The organism is Streptomyces sp. NBC_01003 (genome assembly GCF_045162695.1).
Classification (GTDB): domain Bacteria; phylum Actinomycetota; class Actinomycetes; order Streptomycetales; family Streptomycetaceae; genus Streptomyces.
In genome coordinates, this window is the sequence record NZ_CP108707.1 from 723,358 (window position 1) to 743,810 (window position 20,453).

Consider the following 20,453-nt stretch of genomic DNA (forward strand, 5'->3'; position numbering starts at 1 on the left):
CGCGGCGCTCCACCGTGACATCTCTCACGACGTGAAGATTGCGTGAGCAAATTGTTTTCGGGTGACACAGGCCCCTCGAACCGCCCGGCGCCACCTCACGCGCCCGTGAGCAGGATTTCTGCATACCAACGCGCGATCCGGACCGGATCCATGGACGTGACCTTTACCTTCACCCATGTTTTGGTATACAAAATCTGCATGCCAGCCCCGCCGTCATCACCCAGCACCCAGAAGGAACAGCTCCCGGATCCCCGGCGCTGGTGGGCCCTGTGCGTCCTCGGTCTGGCCCAGCTGATGATCCTGCTGGACAGCACCATCGTGAACGTGGCCCTGCCGTCCATGCAGACGGAGTTGGGTATGGCGGACGGCGACCGCCCGTGGGTCGTCACCTCTTACACGGTCGCGTTCGGCGGGCTGCTCCTGCTCGCGGGCCGCATCGCCGACCGCGCGGGGCGCAAGCGCGTCTTCGCCTCGGGTCTGCTCGGCTTCGCGGTCGCCTCGGCGGCGGCGGGAGCCGCTCCCACGGCACAGGCCCTGTTCGCCGCCCGCGCCGTACAGGGCGCCTTCGCCGCACTTCTGGCGGCCTCGGCCCTCGCCCTGGTGGCCACGACCTTCACCGACCTGCGCGAACGCCGGAAGGCCATAGCAGTCTTCGGTGCTCTCGGCGGGGCCGGCGCCTCCCTCGGCGTCGTCCTGGGCGGGCTGCTCACTCAGTGGTTCGGCTGGCGCTGGTGCCTTCTGGTCAACGTACCCATCGCCCTCGCCGCCCTGCTCGGCACGCTGTGGACACCGCGCGATCGTGCCCAGCGCCTCACCGGCCGCATCGACATCGCGGGTGCGGTGCTCGGGTGCGGTGGCCTGACGACGGTGGTGTACGGGTGCAGTCAGGCGGAGGCTCAGGGCTGGGCGTCTCCCGGCGTACTCGGCGTGCTGCTCGCCGGGGCCGTGCTGCTGACGGCGTTCGCCTGGTGGCAGACCCGGGCCGCCGCCCCGCTGCTGCCTCCGCGACTGCTGCGCGACCGCCGCCGAGTCGCCTCACTCCTTGCCGGCGGCGCACTGATGGCGAGCCAGCTGTCCGTCTCGCTGTATCTCACGTACTACCTGCAGACCGTTCTCGACTGGTCCGCGCTGGCCAGCGGCCTGGGCTTCCTACCCATCAGTCTCGTCACGACCGCGACCGCCACCCAGCTCGGCACTCGCCTGCTGCCCAGGCTCGGACCGCGCGTGATGATGACGGCCGGCCTGTGCATCGCGGCGTGCGGGCTGTTCCAGCTCACGCTCCTGGACCCGGATTCCACGTACGCCGCGAACGTCCTCCCCGCGCTGATCACCTTCAGCATCGGCCAGGGTGGCAGCTTCCTGGCCATCATGACCGGTGCCACCTCCCGCAGGACTCCGGCATCGCCTCGGCGACGGTCAACTCTGCGCAGCAGATGGGCGGTTCCATCGGATCTGCCGTGTTCAACACAGTGGCCGCGAGCGCGGCAGCGGCCTTCCACGGCAGCCGACGAGCCGCCGCTCTGCACGGCTTCACCTCGGCCATCTGGATCCCCCTCGTCCTGCTCCTCCTGGCAGCCGTCGCGACGGCCACGCCGGCCGGCCAACAATCTACCCGCGTATATGCGTACGCAAATACTTTGCGCCGCAATCCTGAAGGGGTCGCAAAAAGGCAGGGAAACGGAAGTCGCGGCGCTTGACGCGGAGAAATAGAAGGAAATCCCGAAGGTGCGGTCCGACTTCCCCAGCGGGCAGCCGGACCACTACCGTCCGTAAATTCCTGAACAGGCTTCCTCGACTCAGGCGAAGACGATCCCCTCCGCGACGTCGGCCCGGATCTCCGTGCCCACCCGGCGCTCCAGCAGGTCGTCGATCCGTTCGAGCGGTCCGATGAGCGCTCGTCCGCCGGCCTTCGCGACCCGCACCGCGGCGTCGACCTTCGGCTTCATGGACCCCTCGGCGAAGGCCATTTCGGAGATCGCTTCCGGGGACGCCGTCAGGATGTCGCGCTGCTCGGGTGTCCCCCAGTTCTCACTGACGTAGTCGCCGTCCGTGAGCATGATCAGCATGTCCGCCTTGAGCTCGGCCGCGAGTGCCGCGCTGGCGAGGTCCTTGTCCACCACGGCCTGCATGCCCGTCTGGCGGCCCTTGCCGTCGATCTTCACGGGCACGCCTCCGCCGCCGACACAGACGACGAGCCGGCCGTTCTCCAGGAGCATCCGCACGAGCGGTGCCTGGACGATGCGCCGCGGGGCGGGGGACGGCACCACGCGCCGGAACGCCGCACCGTCGCGCGCGATCGTCCACCGGTACTCGGCCGCTGCCTCAGCGGCGTCCTGCGCGGAGTACTGGGGGCCGATCAGCTTCGTCGGGCGCTCGAACGCCGGGTCCGCCTCGTCGACCTCGGTGGTCGTGACGACCGCCGCCACCTCGCGCTCCCCGGCGAGAGCGTTGGAGAGCTCCTGCTGGATGACGTAACCGATCATGCCCTGCGTCTCCGCGCCGAGGATGTCCAGCGGGTACGCCGCCACGTCCTGGTAGGCGAGGTTCTGCAGAGCGAGCAGACCCACCTGGGGTCCGTTCCCGTGAGTGATGACGAGCTCGTGCTGACGTGCGAGGCCGGCGAGCGCCTCGCACGTGGACCTCACGTTCGCCCGCAGATGGTCGGCCGTCATCGGCTCCCCCCGACGGGCCAGCGCGTTGCCTCCGAGAGCCACGACGATGCGCATGGATTCCCTCCACAGACTTGTTCGCTTCCCCATTGTCAAATGGTATACCAGTGAGCGAATGTTGAGGGGAACCCATCACGCCCCATGGGCACGGTGAGGGCGAGGAGGGTGCAGTGACTTCTCTGCGTACAGCCACTGAGCTGCGCGCCATATCCGGCGACGCCGCGCTGATCGCGCACCTGCGCGCATTCCGCGGGCAGGGCGTCGTCGAAGGCGTCTTCCACCGTACGGTCAATGTACTGACGCCTGGTGACAGGCTCATCGCTCTAGCCGCCCGAGGCGGTGGAGACGCTCCACGGACCCTCGTCGCCGATGCGCACAGCTGGTCGGACCGGGGCATCGCGGCGAGTCAGACCGTGGAGTTCGCGCCGGGCGTCATCACCGTCCGTACGGCGCGCGGACGCCTGCGGGTGCGTACGGAAGGTGCAGATGAATGGCATCCCATTCTGCCGTCGCTCGCGGCGCTCGGCCCGGGCGAACTCGCGACCGCCGCCTCGGCGCTCGACCGGCTGATACGCGCACACGGCTCACGCGGCGGCATGCTCGGTCCGACTCCCGCCGCGTCGTCGATGGAGGTGGCCGTCACCCGGGCACTCGCCGACGGGCGCGACGTCCTCATACGCGCGATCAGGTCCGGGGACGACGCAGGTATGCGCGACGGCGTCCTGGCGCTCCTCGGACTCGGCCCGGGACTGACGCCCGCGGGCGACGACTTCCTGACCGCGTCGGCCCTGCTGTCCTCGCTCCCTGGCAGCGGGCTCGGCCCGTTCGGGCGGGCGCTTAGGGACGTCCTGCGTGACCGCCCCGGCCGCACCACGCGGTTGAGCCTCGCCACGCTCGACGAGGCCCTGACGGGACGGGCCCGTGCCTCACTGCTCGACGTCCTGCACGCGCTGGCCAGCCCCGACCGGCGGGGCGAGGTACACGTGACGCAATCCATCCGCACCCCGGTCCGACATGTGCTGGCCCTCGGCCACACGTCCGGCACCGACATCTTGTCCGGTCTCGTGACCGGGCTTCGCCTGGAGAAAGAACTGCGAGGTTCGCTGTGAGCATCACAGCAGTCGTCAAGAAGAACACCTACTTCGACTCGGTGTCCCTGATGTCCGTCTCGACCCGGGCGAATCAACTGCCCGGCGTGGAGCAGGCGTTCGTCGCCATGGGCACCGAGATGAACAAGGGCGTGCTGAGCAACCTCGGCCTCCTCACGGCGGATCTCGGTGCCGCGGGCACCGGGGATCTCATGATCGTCGTGGAGGCGGGCGAGGGAGCCGATCAGGCAGCACTGCTGGCGGAGGTCGAGGCCCTCCTCGTACAGAAGGCACCCGGTGCGAGCGGTGCGGACACGGTCACGTACCGGACGGTCGACAGCGCCGCGCGCGGCATCCCCGGGGCGAACCTCGCGATCGTCGCGGTCAACGGCGCGTACGCGGGCCGCGAAGCCCGCAAGGCGCTGGAGAACGGCCTGCACGTGATGGTCTTCAGCGACAACGTCCCGATCGAGGAAGAGGTCCGCCTCAAGCAACTGGCGCACAGCAAGGGCCTGTTCATGATGGGACCCGACTGCGGCACCGCGATCATCAACAACGTCGCGCTGTGCTTCGGGAACGCCGTGCGGCCCGGCACCGTCGGTGTCGTCGCGGCATCCGGCACCGGCGCACAGGAGGTCAGTGTCCGTATCCACGCTCTGGGCGCGGGCATCTCGCAGCTCATCGGCACGGGCGGCCGCGATCTGAGCGAACAGGTCGGCGGCATCATGATGATCGACGGGATCCGGGCCCTTGCCGCCGATCCCGGGACCAGCGTGATCGTGCTCGTATCGAAGCCGCCCGCCCCGGCCGTACAGGACAAGGTGCTGGCCGAGATCGCGGGCGCGGGCAAGCCCGTCGTCGTCTACTTCGTCGGCGGATCCGAGGAGGCCGTGACCGCGGCCGGCGGACACTTCGCCGCGAGCACCCAGGACGCGGCGCTCCAGGCCGTCCGCCTCGGGTTCGACTCCCATGCTGCCGTCGAGGAACTGGCCGCCAAGCAGGTGGACGAGGTGTGCGCCCGGCTCGCACCTGAACAGCGTTACGTGCGCGGCCTGTTCTGCGGCGGGACCCTGTGCGACGAGTCGATGTACGCGCTGCTCGAAGTCAGCGACAACGTATGGAGCAACATCCAGAAGGACCCCGAGCGCCGTCTTACGGCCGGCAGTCCCAGCGTCGGGCACACCTTCCTCGACTTCGGCGACGACGACTTCACCAACGGCCGCCCGCACCCGATGATCGACCCGTCGCTGCGCCTGGCGCGCCTTCTCCAGGAGGCCGCGGACCCCCAAGTCGCCGTCGTCGTCATGGACTTCGTCCTCGGATTCGGCGCCCACGAGGACCCGGTCGGGGTCACGCTCCCCGCCATCGCGCAGGCCACGAAGATCGCCTCGGACGCGGGCCGTCACCTGGAGATCGTGGGCTACGTCCTGGGCACCGACCTCGACGCCCCGGCCCTCGCCGAGCAGGTCGCGGCCCTGGAGGCCGCCGGAGTCACCGTCACCCGCAGCAGCACCGAGACGGGCCGCTTCGCCCGTGAGACCGCCCGGAAGGCACACCGCGCATGAGCACTCAGGCCACCAGCCTCTTCAACAGCGACCTCAGCGTCATCAACGTCGGACTGGCCATGTTCGAGGGGGACATCACCGCCCAGGGCGCGCAGGTCTCGACCCTCGACTGGGCTCCGCCCGGCGGCGGCAGCCCCGAGGTCCTCGCGGCTCTCGACGCGCTGGAGGACCCGCGCGTCGCCGAGCGGACCGAGGCGGCCAATGCCGAAGCCGTCGAACGCATCATCGGCGCCCGCCCGATGCTGGTCGGCTTCGGCCGGGCCATCGACGTGGTGCCCGGGATGACACCGACGACGATCCTGCACGCCGGACCCCCGATCACCTGGGACCGGATGGCGGGCGCCATGAAGGGGGCCGTCACCGGCGCCCTCGTGTTCGAAGGCCTGGCGCGCGACCTCGACGAGGCCGAACGGCTCGCGGCCTCCGGCGAGATCACCTTCTCGCCCTGCCACGAACACGACTGCGTCGGTTCGATGGCCGGTGTCACGTCCGCGTCGATGTACATGCACATCGTCCGCAACGAGACCCACGGCAACACCGCCTTCACCAATCTCTCCGAGCAGATGGCGAAGATCCTCCGCATGGGGGCGAACGACGAGAGCGTCATCGAGCGCCTGGCCTGGATGCGGGACGTCCTCGGCCCCATGCTCAAGGAGGCCATGGAGATCGGCGGCCCCGTCGACCTGCGCCTCCTGCTCTCCCAGGCCCTGCACATGGGCGACGAGTGCCACAACCGCAACATCGCGGGCACCCTGCTGCTCACGCAGGCCCTCACTCCGTCCCTGTTGCAGACGAGTTTCAGCACCGAGCAGAAGAAGGAAGTCTTCGACTTCATCGCCAGTTCGGACTATTTCTCCGGACCCACGTGGCTCGCCATGGCCAAGGCAGCCATGGACGCCGCTCACGGCATCGAGGGTTCGACGATCGTGACGACGATGGCCCGTAACGGCGTCGAGTTCGGCCTCCGCGTCAGCGGCCTGCCCGCAAACCAGTGGCTCACGGGCCCGGCCCAGCCCGTCGTCGGGCCGATGTTCGCCGGGTTCAAGCCCGAGGACGCCGGTCTGGACATCGGTGACAGCGCGATCAGTGAGACGTACGGCTTCGGCGGTTTCGCGATGGCGACCGCACCCGCCATCGTCGCGCTCGTCGGCGGAACGGTGCAGGAGGCCGTCGCCTTCACCCGGGACATGGGCGAGATCACGACGACTGAGAACCCGAACGTCACCATCCCCGCCCTGGGGTTCCAGGGCATCCCCACCGGCATCGACGTCCGCAAGGTCCTGGCCACGGGGATCCTGCCGGTCATCAACACGGCGATCGCCCACAAGGAAGCGGGCATCGGGATGATCGGCGCCGGCATCACACACCCGCCCGCCGCAGTCTTCGAGCAGGCCGCCACAGCCCTAGCCCTTGCCAGCACGGTCGCCTGACGGCGCGCCGGCCCACCCACGGAGGCCAGGATGAACAGACGCGATCCCGCCGCGGCGGACACGGCCCACGCGGGCCTCGAGCTGGACCCGGAGTACGAGCACACTCCCGTTCCGACGGAGAGCCGCAAGTCCCTTCTCACCGTGTCGGCCGTGTGGTTCGGATTCCCGATGATCCTGACCAACGCCGTCCCCGGCGGAATCGTCGTCGCGCTCATGGGCTTCTGGCGCGGTCTGGCCGCCATCGTCGCCGCGAACCTCGTGATGCTGGTCTACGTCGGTCTGCTCAGCCACCGGGCGGGCAGCACGGGCGAGAGCTTCTCCCTCCAGGCGACCAAGACGTTCGGGAGGGTCGGCTACGTCGTCGCTTCCGGTTTCCTCGCGACGGTCGTCGTCGGGTGGTTCGCCTTCAACACCGGCGCCACGGGTGCCACCCTCCACCAGGCGTTCGGCTGGCACGAACAACTCGTCGCCGCCGTCGCCGGGGTCGCCTTCGTCGCGATCACGTTCCTCGGCATCCGCGCCCTGTCCTGGCTGGGCGCGGTAGCCGCCCCGCTGTTCATCCTCGTCGGCCTGATAGCCCTGGTGATCGTCTCCGGGGACCACGACCTCGCGACCGTCCTCGACTACCAGGGCGTCGGCGGGAACAGCGCCCTCACCTTCGGCGCCGCCGTCTCCCTCATCATGGCGACCTTCGCGGACTCCGGAACGATGACGGCCGACTTCACCCGCTGGTCCAGGAACGGCAGACAGGCCGTCATCGCGACGGCCACCGCGTTCCCCGTGGCGAGTCTCGTCGCCCAGATCACCGGAGGCATCGTCGTCGCGGCCGGCGCCGTCGCCTCGGCCGGCACGGTCGGCGGCAACTTCCTCCCGATCCTCACCGGCGGTCACGGAGTCGCCCTCGACGTACTGGCCGCGGTGTTCGTCTTCGTCAACCTCGGCTCCGTCTGCAGCCACTGCCTCTACAACGGCGCCCTCAGCTGGTCGCATCTGACCCGTACGAGGATGCGCGTGATGACGCTCGTCCTGGGGGCCGTCGGCACGGTCGCCGCCCTCGCCGGTGTCTGGGACCACTTCCTCGACTGGCTGGTCGTGCTCAGCGTGTTCGTCCCACCGCTCGGCGGTGTGCTGATCGCCGACCAGGTGCTCCTGCGCCGCCGGCCCGACGAGCGCGCCGCGGCGGCGGTACGTCCCACCGCGTTCGCCGCGTGGGCCGCCGGAGCAGCGGCCGGAGGGCTCGTGCACTGGTACGCGCCGCAGTTCTCCGACGCGGTCACCGGCCTGCTCGTCGCCCTGATCGCCTATGTCGCACTGGAGGGGATGCCCGAACGAAGCCGGGGTGCGTGATGGCGGACGCAGGTGTGTGTCTCGTGGGTGTGTGTCTACTGCTCCGGGGTGCGCCTGCGGTGTGCGGCGGCTTCGCTGCGGCCGGTCGCCAGGTGCTTGAGGGCCAGTTCCTCGACGCGCGGCACGTCCCGGGCCTCGATCGCCTCGTACAGCTCCTCGTGCTCCTTGGCGACGCCGGCGATGTCGTCGTGCTGGCCGAGCAGCCAGCGCATGCGGCTGCTCAGGGTGCGGCCGAGCTCGTTCAGCAGCTCGTTGTCGGCCAGCGCCGTGACCGTCTCGTGGAAGTCGGCCGCGGCCCGCCGCGCCGGTACGGCGTCCCCCTTGGCCGCCGCCGTCAGCTCGGCGTCCAGGTCGGCCCTCAGCCGCGCGAGTCCCGCGCGGGTGCGCCGCTGGGCGGCGAGACGGAACGCCAGCATCTCCAGGGCGGCCTTGACCTCGTCCAGATCCTCGACATCGGAGGCGGTGAACTCACGCACCACGGCCCAGCTCCGCGGGCGCGGCGTGACAAGACCCTCGTTCACCAGGTCCTTGAGGGCGTCACGGACGGGCAGGCGGCTCACGCCCAGCTCGGCCGCCAGTTCCCGCTCCACGAGCTTGCTGCCCGGCGCCCGCACACCGTCGAGAATCTGATCGCGCAGCGTGCGCGTGACCCGCTCCGACTCGGGTTCAAAAGTGTCATCCCCTGCCATGATCCCTATTCTCGCACCGCGTCGCAGGTCATTGGGCCCTACCCCACCTTCGGCGGAAGACGGAGGACCGGGTCACGGCCGGCCGGCCGGGTCGTCGGATCCGTGCTCCTGCCGGTCGAGGATGGCCACCGCGATGGCGGCCGCGCCCGACGCGTCCCCGTCCTTGACGGCCCGGTGCAGGTCCTCGTGCGACGTGTCATCGCCGCTGAGGGTGTGCTGCATGCACTGGTCGGCCTTGACGCTGTCGCGCAGTGCGTCGCTCATCCCCCGGTAGAGGTTCTGCAGTACGGGGTTGTGGGAGGCCTCGGCGATGCGGAGGTGGAAGTCGACGTCGGCGTCCGCGAAGGCGTCGACGTCGGCGTTCCGGCTCGCGTCGGCCCGGTCGTCCAGGGCCTGCTGCATCTGCTGGAGATCGTCCGCCGTGCGCCTCGTCGCGGCGAGCCGGGCGGCGACGATGTCGAGGCCGCGGCGTACGTCGATGATGTCCTGGGCGGCGGCGCGGTCGAGCTGGCGGCGCAGTGCGACCTGGGCCTCGTCGGTGGCGGTCACGAAGGTCCCGTTGCCCTGACGGGTCATCAACAGGCCCGAGTGCACGAGGACGCGCACGGCCTCGCGCACCGACAGGCGGCTGACGCCCAGCGTCTCGGCGAGCCGGCTCTCGGACGGGATCTTGTCGCCGAGCTGCCAGGCACCCGTAGCGATCTCCTGTCGCAGCGCGGCGATCACGGTGTCGACGAGGGACGGCGCCCGTTCCACGTTTCTCATCCCCACCTCTTCTCTAGTCATCTGATGACCTGATAACTCTAGCGGTCGGTTCTTCTCCAACGAAGGAGTTATGCCGTCATGACGCACATCTTGTTCACAGCAATACGTCTGGACGGCGGGCAGCCCCGCGACGTTCTTGTCGCCGACGGGCGTATCGCCGCCATCGCCCCTCCCGCTCTGCCTGAAGAGTACGAAGTCGTGGACGGCGGCGGCGCATTGGCCCTGCCCTCGCCGGTCGACGCCCACATCCACCCCGACAAGACCACGTGGGGTCAGAGGTGGCTCAGCCGTACGCCCGCGTCGACCCTGCGGGATCTGATCGACGGCGATGTGGCCGCGCGGGCGGGCATGACGGCGCCGGTCGAGGAGCGCGCCGGTGCGCTCATGGACCGTGCCATCACCCGCGGCACCCGCGCGATGCGTGCGCATGTCGACGTCGCGCCCGTCCACGGGCTCTCCAATGTGCACGGCGTCCGTGCCGCCGCTTCCTCGCGCACCGACCTGCTCGACGTACAGGTGGTGGCCTTTCCCCAGCTCGGTCTGCTCACCGAGCCGGGGACGGCCGAGCTTCTCGAGAAGGCCCTGTCCGAGGGCGCCGACGTGCTCGGCGGCCTGGACCCGGTGGGCGTGGACGGGGACATGCACGGCCAGCTCGATGTCCTGTTCGGCCTGTCCGAGAGGGCAGCCGTCCCGCTCGACATTCACCTGCACGACAGCGGTCCCGCCGGCATCGAGCAGGTCACCGAGATCGCCCGCCGTACGGTGGCGCACGGCATGCAGGGACGCGTCACCGTCAGCCACGCCTTCTGCCTCGCCGATCTCGAAGGCGACGGAGTCGCGCGGATGGGCGAGATCCTCGCCGGGGCGGGGGTGTCCCTCACGACCTGCGCCCTGGGAGCCGACCCCGTCGTCCCCTTCGGTCCCCTGGGCGAACATGGGGTGCTGGTCGCGGCGGGCTCCGACGGCGTACGCGACCCATGGACCCCGTTCGGCGACGGCGACATGATCACTCGGGCCCACCTTCTCGCGTACCGCACCGATGCCCGTACGGACGCCGAACTCGCCGCGTGCTACGCGGTCGTGGCTCACGGGGGCGCCGCTCTCCTGGGCCTCGAGCGGACGGAACTGCGCGTCGGTGACCCCGCCGACTTCGTACTGCTTCCCGGCGACTCGGTGGCGCAGGTCGTCGTGGACCGGCCCGTGCCGAGCCTGGTCGTGCGGAGCGGACGCGTGATCGCGCGCAAGGGACAGCTGGCCGATGGCCGGCAACAGCGAGACCGTCTCGCCGAAGGGGCCTCCCGATGATGCGCCGCACCCTCCCCGTGATCGGGCTCGTCCTCACCCTCGCCGCCTGCACCGCCGGAGCCCGGCAGGCGCAGCCGGGCGCGCCGGTGAAGCTCGACCTGAAGACCACCACCCCCGCCGCCACCAAGGGCCTGGGCAAGGTGACGTGGAACCTCCCGTACGAGCCGCAGACCCTGGACCCGATCCGTTCCTTCAACTACGCGGAGAACACCGCCCTCGCCAACATGTGCGAGAGCCTGCTGCGGCTGACCCCGGACTTCAAGATCAAGCCGGGCCTCGCCGTCAAGGCCGCCAACCCGACGCCCACCACCTGGGTGTACACGATCCGCAAGGGCGTGACGTTCTGGAACGGCGATCCGCTGACCGCCGACGACGTCGCGGCGAGCCTGCGACGGCACCTCGACCCGAAGCTCGGCACCTGGTGGGGCGACTACTTCAACACCGTCAAGTCGGTCCGGGCCACCGGCTCCATGCAGGTCACGGTCACCCTCAAGCAGCCCGATGCCCTGTTCAACCAGGCGATGGCCACCGGCGCCGGCGCCGTCGTGCAGAAGAAGTTCCTCGACAAGGCCGGCAAGTCGCTCGGCTCGCCGTCGAGCGGCGTGATGTGCACCGGACCGTTCCGGTTCCATGACTGGAAGTCGGGCGACTCGATGACGCTCAGGCGCTACGACCACTACTGGGACAAGCCCCTCAAGGCCAAGTCCGAGTCCCTGGTCCTGCGGTTCATCGCCGACGAGACGACCGCCGTCAACGCCCTGCGCTCCGGCGAGGTCGACGGCCAGTACTTCTATCTGCCGCCCGCGGGTCTCGGCCAGCTCCAGAAATCGACCACCGGCTCGGTGACCCTCGGCCGCTCCCTCACGTTCTGGGCGCTGCTCGGCTCGGCGAAGTCCGGCCCCTACGCCGACCCGAGGGTGCGCCAGGCCCTGTCACTCGCGCTGGACCGCGCGGCGATGTCCAAGGTCGTCTTCCAGGGAACGGCTTCCCCGCAACGCTCGCTGACGGGCAGCGACTACTGGGGCTACGAGCGCAAGACGTATCAGAAGGCCTACGAAGCCCTCCCACCGGAGACCACCGATCTCGCGAAGGCCAAGGATCTTCTCGTCCAGGCGGGCTCGCCCACGAAGCCCATCGTCATCGGTGTCCAGGGCAGTTCGGCCGTGCACGAGCAGACCGCAAACCTGCTGAAGGCCACCGGCGAAGCGCTCCGCCTCAGCATCGAGATCCGGGTCGTCCCGGTCGAGCAGTACGGCAACCTCTACAGCGACCCCAGGGCCCGCAAGGGCATCGACGCCTTCCTCAGCACCTGGTACGGCAACGTGCCGGATCCGCTGGACATCTACACCGTGTTCCGGGACGGCGGCCGGACAAACTTCAACGGCTACAAGGCAGTTGACGGCGCAATCGCCGACGCGCGGGCCGAGGGGGACCCGGCAGCTCGGGCGTCGCTCGTCACCGGGATCCAGGAGAAGGTGACCCGCGACGTCGTGTGGATGCCCCTCAACAACCTTCCGGTGATCCTCTACATGAACAAGCGGGTGACGGGCGCCGTGCCGTCCTTCCCCTACCTGTACTACCCGTGGGCCGCAGGGCTGGGGGCCAGATGATCACCTATCTGGCACGGAAGTTGATCGCACTGGCGGTCGTCCTGGTCGTCGCCTCGTTCCTCGTCTACGGACTGCTCTACCTCGTACCGGGCGGGCCGATGGCGTTCCTGCTCGGCAACCGGAGCGGCACGCCCGAGCAGATCGCCGCCATCCGGGCCCAGTACCGGCTCGACGACCCGTTCCTGGTCCGTTACGCGGCGTGGCTCGGTGACGCCGTGCGCGGCGACTTCGGCAGCTCCCTGGTGTACCGGCAGCATGTCTCGGGCCTGATGGGCGCCCGCGCGGCGACCACCGCGTTCCTGGTCGGCTACTCCACCGTCCTGATCGTCGTGGTCGGTGTGGCGGGCGGCGTGCTGGCCGGACTGCGCCGGGGCCGCGTGGACGCTGTCATCAGCGCGGTCTCCTCGGCGTTCCTCGCCACGCCGACCTTCGTGATCGGCGTGCTCCTCGTGATCGTGTTCGCCCTGGGCCTGGGCTGGTTCCCGGTGTTCGGGCCTGGGGAAGGCCTGTTCGGCCGGCTGTATCACCTGACGCTCCCGGCGATCACCCTCAGCCTCGGCAGCGCCGCCTTCCTCGCCCGCATCACCCGCGCCTCGGTCCGCGAGGAGCTGGGGCGCGAGCATGTGGAGACCGCCCGCAGCCGGGGAATCGCCGAGGCACTGGTCATCCGCCGGCATGTACTGCGCAACGCGTCGATCCCGGTGATCACCGTCACCGGCCTGACCGTGGCCAGTCTCATCGCCGGCTCGGTCGTGGTGGAGAACGTGTTCGCCCTCGACGGCCTCGGCTCCCTCTTCGTACGGGCGATCCTGCAGCGCGACTTCGCGGTCGTGCAGGCCGTCGTTCTCGTTCTCGTCGCCGCCTTCGTCCTCATCAACCTCGTGGTGGACCTGTGCTACAAAGCCCTCGACCCGCGGATGTCCCGATGACCGCCGTGGCCACCCGCGTCCGCGGGACACTCGGCAGATTCAGCCCGTCGCATGCGGTGCGTGCGCTCGGCGTGCCCGGCGTCACCGCGGCGGCGCTGCTCACCGTGGTGCTCACGGTCACGCTGCTCGCGCCCGTCCTTGCTCCCTACGACCCCGACCAGCCGGACCTGTTCAACTCGCTGGCCGGGTCCTCGGCCGCGCACCCCCTGGGCGGCGACGCCCTCGGCCGGGACGTGCTGTCACGGCTGATGTGGGGCGCCCGTACGACGTTGAGCGGTCCCGTCCTCATCATCTGCCTGTCCACCGTCGTCGGCACCGCGCTGGCGATCACCGCGGCATGGGCGGGCGGCAAGGTGGACGCGGTCGTCTCACGCCTGCTGGACGTGCTGTTCGCGGTCCCGGGGATCGTCTTCGCCCTGATCACCGTGGCCGTACTCGGCCCCGGCGTCACCGGCGTCGTCCTGGGACTCGCCGTCGCCTACACCCCTTACGTGGCGCGGGTGGTGCGCAGTGCGGCGCTGCGGGAACGCAACATGCCCTATGTGGCGGCGGCCTGGGTTCAGGGCCGGTCCGCGTTCGCCATCTGCGTACGGCACCTGCTGCCCAATCTGCGCCCGATCATCGTCGCCCAGTCGGTGTCCGCCCTGGGCTTCGCGGTCATCGACCTCGCCGCGATCTCCTTCCTGGGGCTCGGCGTGCAGCCGCCCACCGCTGACTGGGGGCTGATGGTCAAGAGCGGACTGGACAGCGCAACGCGCGGAGCGCCGCTGGAGGCACTGGGTGCGGGCCTGTTGATCGTGCTCGTGGTCGCCTCGGTGATCGTGCTCGGCGACCGCCTCGGCAAGGAGGAGGGTGACCACCGATGAATCTCCTGAAGCGTGAGAGGGATCAGCCGGAGAAGAGTCAGGCGGAGATGGGTCTGCCCGAGGGCGGTCTGCTCGATCTGCGTGGGCTCGGGCTCGCGGTTCCGGCCGGCCGGGAGTGGCGGCCTCTCGTCGAGGAGGTCGACCTGTCGATCGGCCGGGGCGAAGCCGTGGGACTGGTCGGCGAGTCCGGCTCGGGCAAGTCCATGACGGCGCGGGCGATCCTCGGGCTCACGCCGCCGGGGGCGCGCGTCACCGGTGAGATCGTCTTCGACGGGATCCGGGTGACCGCCATGGACCGGCGGGCGCTGCGCGGCCTGCGGGCCCGGCGTATCGCGATGGTCTTCCAGGATCCGCGGGCCCACATCAATCCCGTGCGCAGCATCGGCGACTTCCTCACCGAAGCCATGATCGCCAACCTGGACGTGCCCGCCCCCGAGGCGAAGGCGCGGGCGGTGCGGCTTCTGTCGGACGTCGGTATCGCGGACGGCGAGCGGCGGATGCGCCAGTACCCGCACGAGCTGTCCGGCGGGCTGCTGCAACGCGTGATGATCGCGTCGGTCCTTGCCGTCGAGCCCGATCTGATCCTTGCCGACGAGCCCACCACGGCCCTGGATGTCACCACGCAGTCCGAGGTCATGGCCATCCTCGACGAGCTGCGCCGGGAGCGCGGTACGGCCATGCTGCTGATCACCCATGACCTGGAGCTGGCGGCGGCCACCTGCGACCGGCTCGCCGTCATGTACGCGGGCCGGATCGTGGAAACCCAGGCCGCCGGCGCACTGACGGCCACGCCCCGTCACCCGTACACCTCCGGTCTGATGCTCTCGCGTCCGAGCATCGATCAGGTCGTCCACCGGCTGCCCGTCATCCCCGGGCGGCCGCTTGCCGCCTTCGAGGCGGACGACGGGTGCGCGTTCGCCCCGCGGTGCGCGCATGCGCGACCGTTCTGCGGGGACGGGCGGCCGGCCGTGGTGGAGCTGGAGGGGGCGCTCGTGGCGTGCACGCGGGCCGGCGAACTCACCTTGCAGGGAGAGTCATGAGCGACTTCGTGATCGAGGCGGCGGGGCTGCGCAAGAAGTTCGGGCAGGCGGTCGCCGTCGACGATGTGTCCTTCACGCTCTCGCGCGGCCAGTCGCTGGCCGTGGTCGGCGAGTCCGGCTCCGGCAAGACGACGGTCGCGCGGATGCTGGTCGGCCTGGAGGCGCCGACCGGCGGGTCCATCAGCGTGTGCGGCCGGCCGCGTCGGGGCGGGCGGGTGTCATCGGCGGAACGCCGCAGGCGCGCCCGCGAGATCCAGATCGTGTTCCAGGACCCCTACTCGTCGCTCGACAAGCTCCAGCGGATCGGCGATGTCGTGGAGACCAGCCTCGCCCTGCACTTCCCGCTGACTCCCGCCGAACGGCGCAGGCGGGCACTGGAGTTGCTCGAAGCGGTCGGGCTGGCCGAGCGGCACGCGTCCATGGTCCCTCGCCAGCTCTCCGGCGGGCAGCGGCAGCGCGTCGCCATCGCCCGCGCCATCGCCGTCGAGCCGGAGGTTCTCGTACTGGACGAGGCGGTGGCGGCGCTCGATGTGTCCATCCAGGCGCAGATCCTCAATCTGCTCGCCGACATCCGCGAACGCAGCGGCATCAGTTACGTGTTCATCTCGCACGACCTCGCCGTGGTCCACCAGATCAGCGACATCGCCGTCGTGATGTCCGGCGGCCGGATCGTCGAGCGCGGAGACACCCGCGATCTGCTGCGCGATCCCCGGGAGGAGTACACCCAGGCACTGCGCGCGGCGGTCCCGCGTCCCGGCTGGAAGCCGAGTCGGAGGCAACGCGCCTGAGGCTCAGGAGGGGAGTGGCGGCGGGCGCCGCCACTCCCCCGGCCCCGTTCAGGAACCGGCCGTCGCCCCCACCGGCGCGCGTCGCACGACGTCCACCAGCGACCGGTCAGTGATCTTCAGTGCGGGGGACACGGCGAGCGTCAGGGTGGACACGCTCATGAACGGGTTCAGGTGTTCCCATCCCCACGCCTCCAGGGCGGCTCGTACGGCGCCCGCCTCTTCGGCGACCCGCGCTGCGGGCTCGGCCGACAGCACGCCACCGACCGGGAGCGGCATCCTCGCCGCCACGCTCTCTCCGGCGGTACCGCGGACGACGGCCACGCCGCCGCCGTCGGCCACCACGGTCGCCGACGCGGCGGCCATCGCCGCACGGGACGTACCGATCGTCAGCAGGTTGTGACTGTCGTGGGCGTACGTGGTGGCCACCGCGCCCGAGGCCAGGTCCCGGCCGAGCAGCGGCGCGAAGACAACTCCGTCGCGCCCGTGGCGATTGCGGACGCGGACCAGCACGGCCCGGCCCTCCCACGCCACTTCGCCGCCGGACACGGGGAGTTCGACCTCCGCGGCCTCGGTATAGGTGTCCCGCGGGTTCACGCGCATGGCCCGGAACCGGTGCGTCCCGTCGGGCAGGTCCACGCGCCAGCGGAACCCTTCGGCGTCCTGCGCCTCGACGTCGACCCGGCTTTCCAGGGCGCCGGCCTCTCCGGACCGTGCCTCGTAGACCGCGGCTCCGTCCCTGCCCACGACCTGACCACCGGCCAGCACGACGGCCGGGTCGAACGCGGCGAGTTCGCCGCGCAGGAGGACCAGGTCGGCGCGCTTGCCGGGTGAGACGACGCCCCGGTCGTAGAGGCGCAGCCGCTGCGCCGGGGTCCAGGTCAGCGCGCGCAGGACGACGTGCGGCGGGAAGCCCGCCGCCACCGCCGCACGGGCAATGTGGTCCAGGTGTCCCTTGGTGACGATGTGGTCGGCCGCGAGGTCGTCGGTCACGAGGCACAGCGGTGGCAGCTGGGGCAGGTCGAGGAGTGCCTTCGCGACGTCCTCGTCGAGGCACTTCTCCTGGAGCATCATCGTCATGCCCAGGCGGGCCTTCTCCAGGACCACTTCCGTGCGGTTCTTGGTGTGGTCGGAGTCCACGCCCGTGGCCAGGTAGGCGCTGAGTTCGGCGCCGCTGAGGTTCGGGCAGTGGCCGTCCAGGATCGTTCCCTGTGCCCGGGCGGCGGCGGTGACCTCGGCCATCCGCGGGTCGCCGGCCACGACCGCCCGGTAGTCCATGACCTCGCCCAGCGCCACCACGCCCGGCCAGCGCAGCATCTCCGCGATGTCGTCGGCGGACAGCGCGGCACCGGCGTGCTCAAGACCTTCCAGCGCGGGCACGCACGAGGGCACGCCCCACAGCTGGGTCTGCGGCGTCCGGTCACCGGCGTCGATCATCCACCGCATGGCGTCCCGGCCCGCGACGTTGACGATCTCGTGCGGGTCGGCGAGGACCGTGGTGGTGCCGCGGGCCAGCGTCACCGCGGCGAACTGCTGCGGCGTGAGGAAGGCGCTCTCGATGTGCATGTGGGCGTCCACGAAACCGGGGACGATCCGCATGCCGGTGGCGTCGATCTCCTCGCGCGCCTCGGCGGGTGTGCCCGGCGGCAGTACGGCGCTGATCGCGCTCCCCCGGACCAGCACGTCCGCGGGGAACTCCTCGCCGGTGAAGGTGGACACCACGCTCCCGCCGAAGATCCGGAGGTCGTGCTGTTCACTCATGTCGTCGTGCTCCTTCGTGGACGGTGCCGTCACGGGACGAGGGTGTAGAAGTAGTAGCCGAGCGGGATCATCACGATCCACAGCGGCCAGGCCACCTCGCGGATCCGCCCGCTGACGGTCTTGACCAGGACGTGCGCGGCCAGGCCCGTCGCGATGCCGGTGCCGAAGTTGCCGAAGAACAAGGTGGTCGCGACGGTCAGTGCCGCGGGGACGGCGTGCGTCGGGTCCTTGAAGTCGACGTTCTTCAGGGCACCGAGCATGTTCAGCCCGATGTACATGAGGACGGGCGCCGTGGCCGCGGACGGGATCAGCGTCGCGAACGGGGTGACCAGCAGCAGGAGGCCGAAGCCGCAGGCCGCCCACACCGACGCGAGGCCGGTCCTGCCTCCCGAGTCGGCACCGGCCGACGACTCGAGGTAGGCCGTCATCGAGGGCGCGCCGACGGCGGCCCCGCCCATCACGGAGACGGAGTCGACGAGGAACGGGCGGCGGGAGCCGGGGATGTTGCCGTCCTCGTCGAGCAGCCCGGCCCGCCCGGCGACGGCCAGCAGCGTCCCCGTCATGGAGAAGAACTCCGAGACGAAGAACGCGAAGATGTACGGGAAGTACTCGGGCTTGAGCGCGCCGAGGATGTCGATGTGGAAGAGCAGCGGGCCGGGCGAGTCCGGGGCCGAGACGAGGTTGTCGGGGACCTCGGTCACGCCCAGCGGGATACCGGCGATCGTCACCGCCGCGATGGTGATGAGGAACGCGCCGGGCACCTTGCGCGAGGCGAGCGCGGTGAGCAGCAGCAACCCGGCCAGGGCCAGCAGCCCGGCGGGCTTCGACAGGTCGCCGACGGCGAGCGCCGCCTTGTCGGCGTTGCCGACGACGAGGTCCGCGTCCCGGAATCCGATCAGGGCGATATAGAGGCCGAGACCGCCGCTGATGGCGTACTTGAGGTGCATGGGCATCAGGCGCGTGACGAGGTCGCGGATGCCGAGGAGGGTCAGCACCAGGAAGGCCACGCCGGACCAGAAGACCATGCCGAGCGCCGTGTCCCAGGGGACGTGGTCCTGGCCGACGATGGTGAACGCGACGAGCGCCACTCCGCCGAGGCCCGGGGCGACGACGAAGGGCAGGTTGGCTATCAGGCCCATCGCCAGGGTGGCCAGGGCTATCGCGATGATGACGGCGGTGGTGGCGGCGCCGTGCGGCACACCGGCGCCGGCCAGCTGACCGGGCACGACGACCACGGCGTAGGCGGCGGCCATGAACATCGAGGCGCCCGCCACGATTTCGGTGCGGTGGGTGCTGCCTCGGCCGCGGACGCTGAAGAGACGTTCGGTGAGCGAGGCGGGTGGCTCGGTCGTGACGGCGGTCTGCTCGCCGGTGGTCGGAGCGGTGGGTGGCATACGAAACCTCGGCGGGGATGAGGGGTCGGGGCAGGACCGCCTGCGGCGGCGTCGGCGCGGGAGGGCTCGCGGGAGGTGGGGGCACCCGGCTTGGGCCAGGTCTCTGCAACCGGGTTCTGTAACCGGTTGCAGAGACCGGTTGCAGGTATGATGACACGCCGTAGAGCGAATGTGAACACAGGGGCCCGCGCATGCTCGGCGGGCACGTCAGGCAGGGGGCGGCGATGGCGACGCTGATGGATGTGGCGCGCGCGGCGGGGGTGTCCAAGGCCACGGCCTCAAGGGCCCTGCAGCGCCCCGAGCTGGTCGCGGAACCCACCCGCCTGCGCGTGCTGGACGCCGCGCAGCGCCTCGGCTTCCACCCCAACGCCGCCGCCCGAGCATTGACCACCGGGCGGACGGGACTGGTCGGCCTGGTCGTGCCGACGCTGTCCAACCCCTTCTTCGCACCGCTCGTGATGGGCGCCCAGCAGACCGCCGAGAAGACCGACCATCACCTCTTGATCGCCGTCTCGGAGTACGACCCCGCGCGCGAGGCGGAGCTCGCCGACCGCCTCGCGGAACAGGCCGACGGGCTGATCATGGTCACGCCGGTGGGTACCGACGCCGCGCTGCGGGAACGCGCGCGGCGCTTCCCCCTGATACTGGTCGACCGCCAGGTGGGCCGGCTGCCCGCAGTCGTGGCCGACACGGCGACGGGCCTGGCGCAGCTCATGGATCACCTCCTCGACCAGGGTCACCGGGACATCGCGTATGTCTCGGGTCCCGCGGGCTCCTGGGCCGACGGGCAGCGGTCCGCGATCCTGAGGGAGCGCGCGGAACAGGCGAAGGCCCAGCTGCATGTCCTCGGCCCGATGCCGCCCACGTTCGACGCCGGGATCGAGGCCGCCCGCACCCTCCCGCGCGAGGCCACGGCCGTGCTCGCGTACAACAGCTACCTGACGCTCGGCCTGCTGCACGGACTCACGGCGGCGCATATCCGGGTGCCCGAGGACGTGAGTCTGGCCGCGGCAGACGATCTGAGCAGCCTCAAGTCGACGACACCTTCCGTGACCGCGCTCGACGTCCCGGTGGAGGAGGTGGGCGCACTCGCCGTCACGCGCCTCATCGACCTGCTCGCCGGCCACCACGTCACGGTCACCTCCCGGCTGCCGTCCCGGCCGGTCCTGCGCGCGTCGACGGCTCCGCCCGCGAACCGGTAGCCCCGACT

The 20,453-nt window shown here is 70.5% G+C and carries 17 protein-coding genes; 12 read left to right on the plus strand and 5 right to left on the minus strand.

Annotated elements, in window-relative coordinates:
* Window positions 1–198: 198 nt before the first annotated feature.
* A complete protein-coding gene (locus tag OG698_RS03490; protein ID WP_406101338.1) occupies window positions 199–1,710 on the plus strand; it encodes an MFS transporter in 1,512 nt (503 codons plus the stop codon).
* 86 nt (window positions 1,711–1,796) lie between these two features.
* Here OG698_RS03490 and arcC read toward each other — a convergent pair whose 3' ends face one another.
* Entirely contained in the window at window positions 1,797–2,726 is a 930-nt protein-coding gene (gene arcC, locus OG698_RS03495) for a carbamate kinase (protein ID WP_406101339.1), read from the minus strand.
* A 113-nt stretch (window positions 2,727–2,839) separates the two neighbouring features.
* Between arcC and OG698_RS03500 the strand changes: the two genes are divergently transcribed.
* Genes OG698_RS03500 through OG698_RS03515 form a run of 4 tightly spaced genes read left to right on the plus strand, consistent with a single transcriptional unit; the run spans window position 2,840 to window position 8,099 of the window.
* Entirely contained in the window at window positions 2,840–3,778 is a 939-nt protein-coding gene (locus tag OG698_RS03500; RefSeq protein WP_406101340.1) for a DUF2877 domain-containing protein, read from the plus strand.
* Window positions 3,775–5,322, plus strand: coding sequence for an acyl-CoA synthetase FdrA (fdrA, locus tag OG698_RS03505; protein WP_406101341.1), 1,548 nt, complete (start codon window positions 3,775–3,777; stop codon window positions 5,320–5,322). The genes OG698_RS03500 and fdrA overlap by 4 nt, the downstream gene beginning before the upstream one ends.
* Window positions 5,319–6,752: a DUF1116 domain-containing protein gene (locus tag OG698_RS03510; RefSeq protein WP_406101342.1), complete on the plus strand. Its 1,434-nt coding sequence runs from the start codon at window positions 5,319–5,321 to the stop codon at window positions 6,750–6,752. Before fdrA ends, OG698_RS03510 begins: the two co-directional genes overlap by 4 nt.
* A gap of 30 nt (window positions 6,753–6,782) precedes the next feature.
* Entirely contained in the window at window positions 6,783–8,099 is a 1,317-nt protein-coding gene (locus tag OG698_RS03515) for a cytosine permease (RefSeq protein WP_406101343.1), read from the plus strand.
* A 35-nt stretch (window positions 8,100–8,134) separates the two neighbouring features.
* On the opposite strand, the gene OG698_RS03520 is transcribed toward OG698_RS03515, so the two are convergent.
* Both OG698_RS03520 and OG698_RS03525 read right to left on the minus strand, forming a co-directional pair.
* Window positions 8,135–8,788, minus strand: a complete 654-nt coding sequence (locus OG698_RS03520) for a GntR family transcriptional regulator (protein WP_406101344.1) — start codon at window positions 8,786–8,788, stop codon at window positions 8,135–8,137.
* Between the two features lie 72 nt (window positions 8,789–8,860).
* Window positions 8,861–9,553 carry a FadR/GntR family transcriptional regulator gene (locus tag OG698_RS03525; RefSeq protein ID WP_406101345.1) on the minus strand — a complete coding sequence of 231 codons (693 nt, stop codon included), beginning with the start codon at window positions 9,551–9,553 and terminating at the stop codon, window positions 8,861–8,863.
* A 78-nt stretch (window positions 9,554–9,631) separates the two neighbouring features.
* Between OG698_RS03525 and OG698_RS03530 the strand changes: the two genes are divergently transcribed.
* The 6 genes from OG698_RS03530 to OG698_RS03555 are packed head-to-tail and all read left to right on the plus strand — an operon-like array spanning window position 9,632 to window position 16,091.
* On the plus strand, window positions 9,632–10,858 hold the full coding sequence (locus tag OG698_RS03530; protein WP_406101346.1) for an amidohydrolase family protein: 1,227 nt from the start codon (window positions 9,632–9,634) through the stop codon (window positions 10,856–10,858).
* Window positions 10,855–12,468 carry an ABC transporter substrate-binding protein gene (locus tag OG698_RS03535; RefSeq protein WP_406101348.1) on the plus strand — a complete coding sequence of 538 codons (1,614 nt, stop codon included), beginning with the start codon at window positions 10,855–10,857 and terminating at the stop codon, window positions 12,466–12,468. Before OG698_RS03530 ends, OG698_RS03535 begins: the two co-directional genes overlap by 4 nt.
* Entirely contained in the window at window positions 12,465–13,397 is a 933-nt protein-coding gene (locus OG698_RS03540; protein ID WP_100593506.1) for an ABC transporter permease, read from the plus strand. Before OG698_RS03535 ends, OG698_RS03540 begins: the two co-directional genes overlap by 4 nt.
* On the plus strand, window positions 13,394–14,263 hold the full coding sequence (locus OG698_RS03545; protein WP_406101350.1) for an ABC transporter permease: 870 nt from the start codon (window positions 13,394–13,396) through the stop codon (window positions 14,261–14,263). The genes OG698_RS03540 and OG698_RS03545 overlap by 4 nt, the downstream gene beginning before the upstream one ends.
* Entirely contained in the window at window positions 14,260–15,303 is a 1,044-nt protein-coding gene (locus OG698_RS03550; protein ID WP_406101351.1) for an ABC transporter ATP-binding protein, read from the plus strand. The genes OG698_RS03545 and OG698_RS03550 overlap by 4 nt, the downstream gene beginning before the upstream one ends.
* On the plus strand, window positions 15,300–16,091 hold the full coding sequence (locus OG698_RS03555) for an ATP-binding cassette domain-containing protein (RefSeq protein ID WP_406101352.1): 792 nt from the start codon (window positions 15,300–15,302) through the stop codon (window positions 16,089–16,091). The genes OG698_RS03550 and OG698_RS03555 overlap by 4 nt, the downstream gene beginning before the upstream one ends.
* Window positions 16,092–16,139: 48 nt before the next feature.
* Here OG698_RS03555 and OG698_RS03560 read toward each other — a convergent pair whose 3' ends face one another.
* Both OG698_RS03560 and OG698_RS03565 read right to left on the minus strand, forming a co-directional pair.
* On the minus strand, window positions 16,140–17,849 hold the full coding sequence (locus OG698_RS03560; protein WP_406101353.1) for an adenine deaminase C-terminal domain-containing protein: 1,710 nt from the start codon (window positions 17,847–17,849) through the stop codon (window positions 16,140–16,142).
* 29 nt (window positions 17,850–17,878) lie between these two features.
* Window positions 17,879–19,243: an NCS2 family permease gene (locus OG698_RS03565; protein WP_406101354.1), complete on the minus strand. Its 1,365-nt coding sequence runs from the start codon at window positions 19,241–19,243 to the stop codon at window positions 17,879–17,881.
* A 224-nt stretch (window positions 19,244–19,467) separates the two neighbouring features.
* Between OG698_RS03565 and OG698_RS03570 the strand changes: the two genes are divergently transcribed.
* Window positions 19,468–20,445: a LacI family DNA-binding transcriptional regulator gene (locus OG698_RS03570; protein ID WP_406101355.1), complete on the plus strand. Its 978-nt coding sequence runs from the start codon at window positions 19,468–19,470 to the stop codon at window positions 20,443–20,445.
* The last annotated feature ends 8 nt before the right edge of the window (window positions 20,446–20,453 follow it).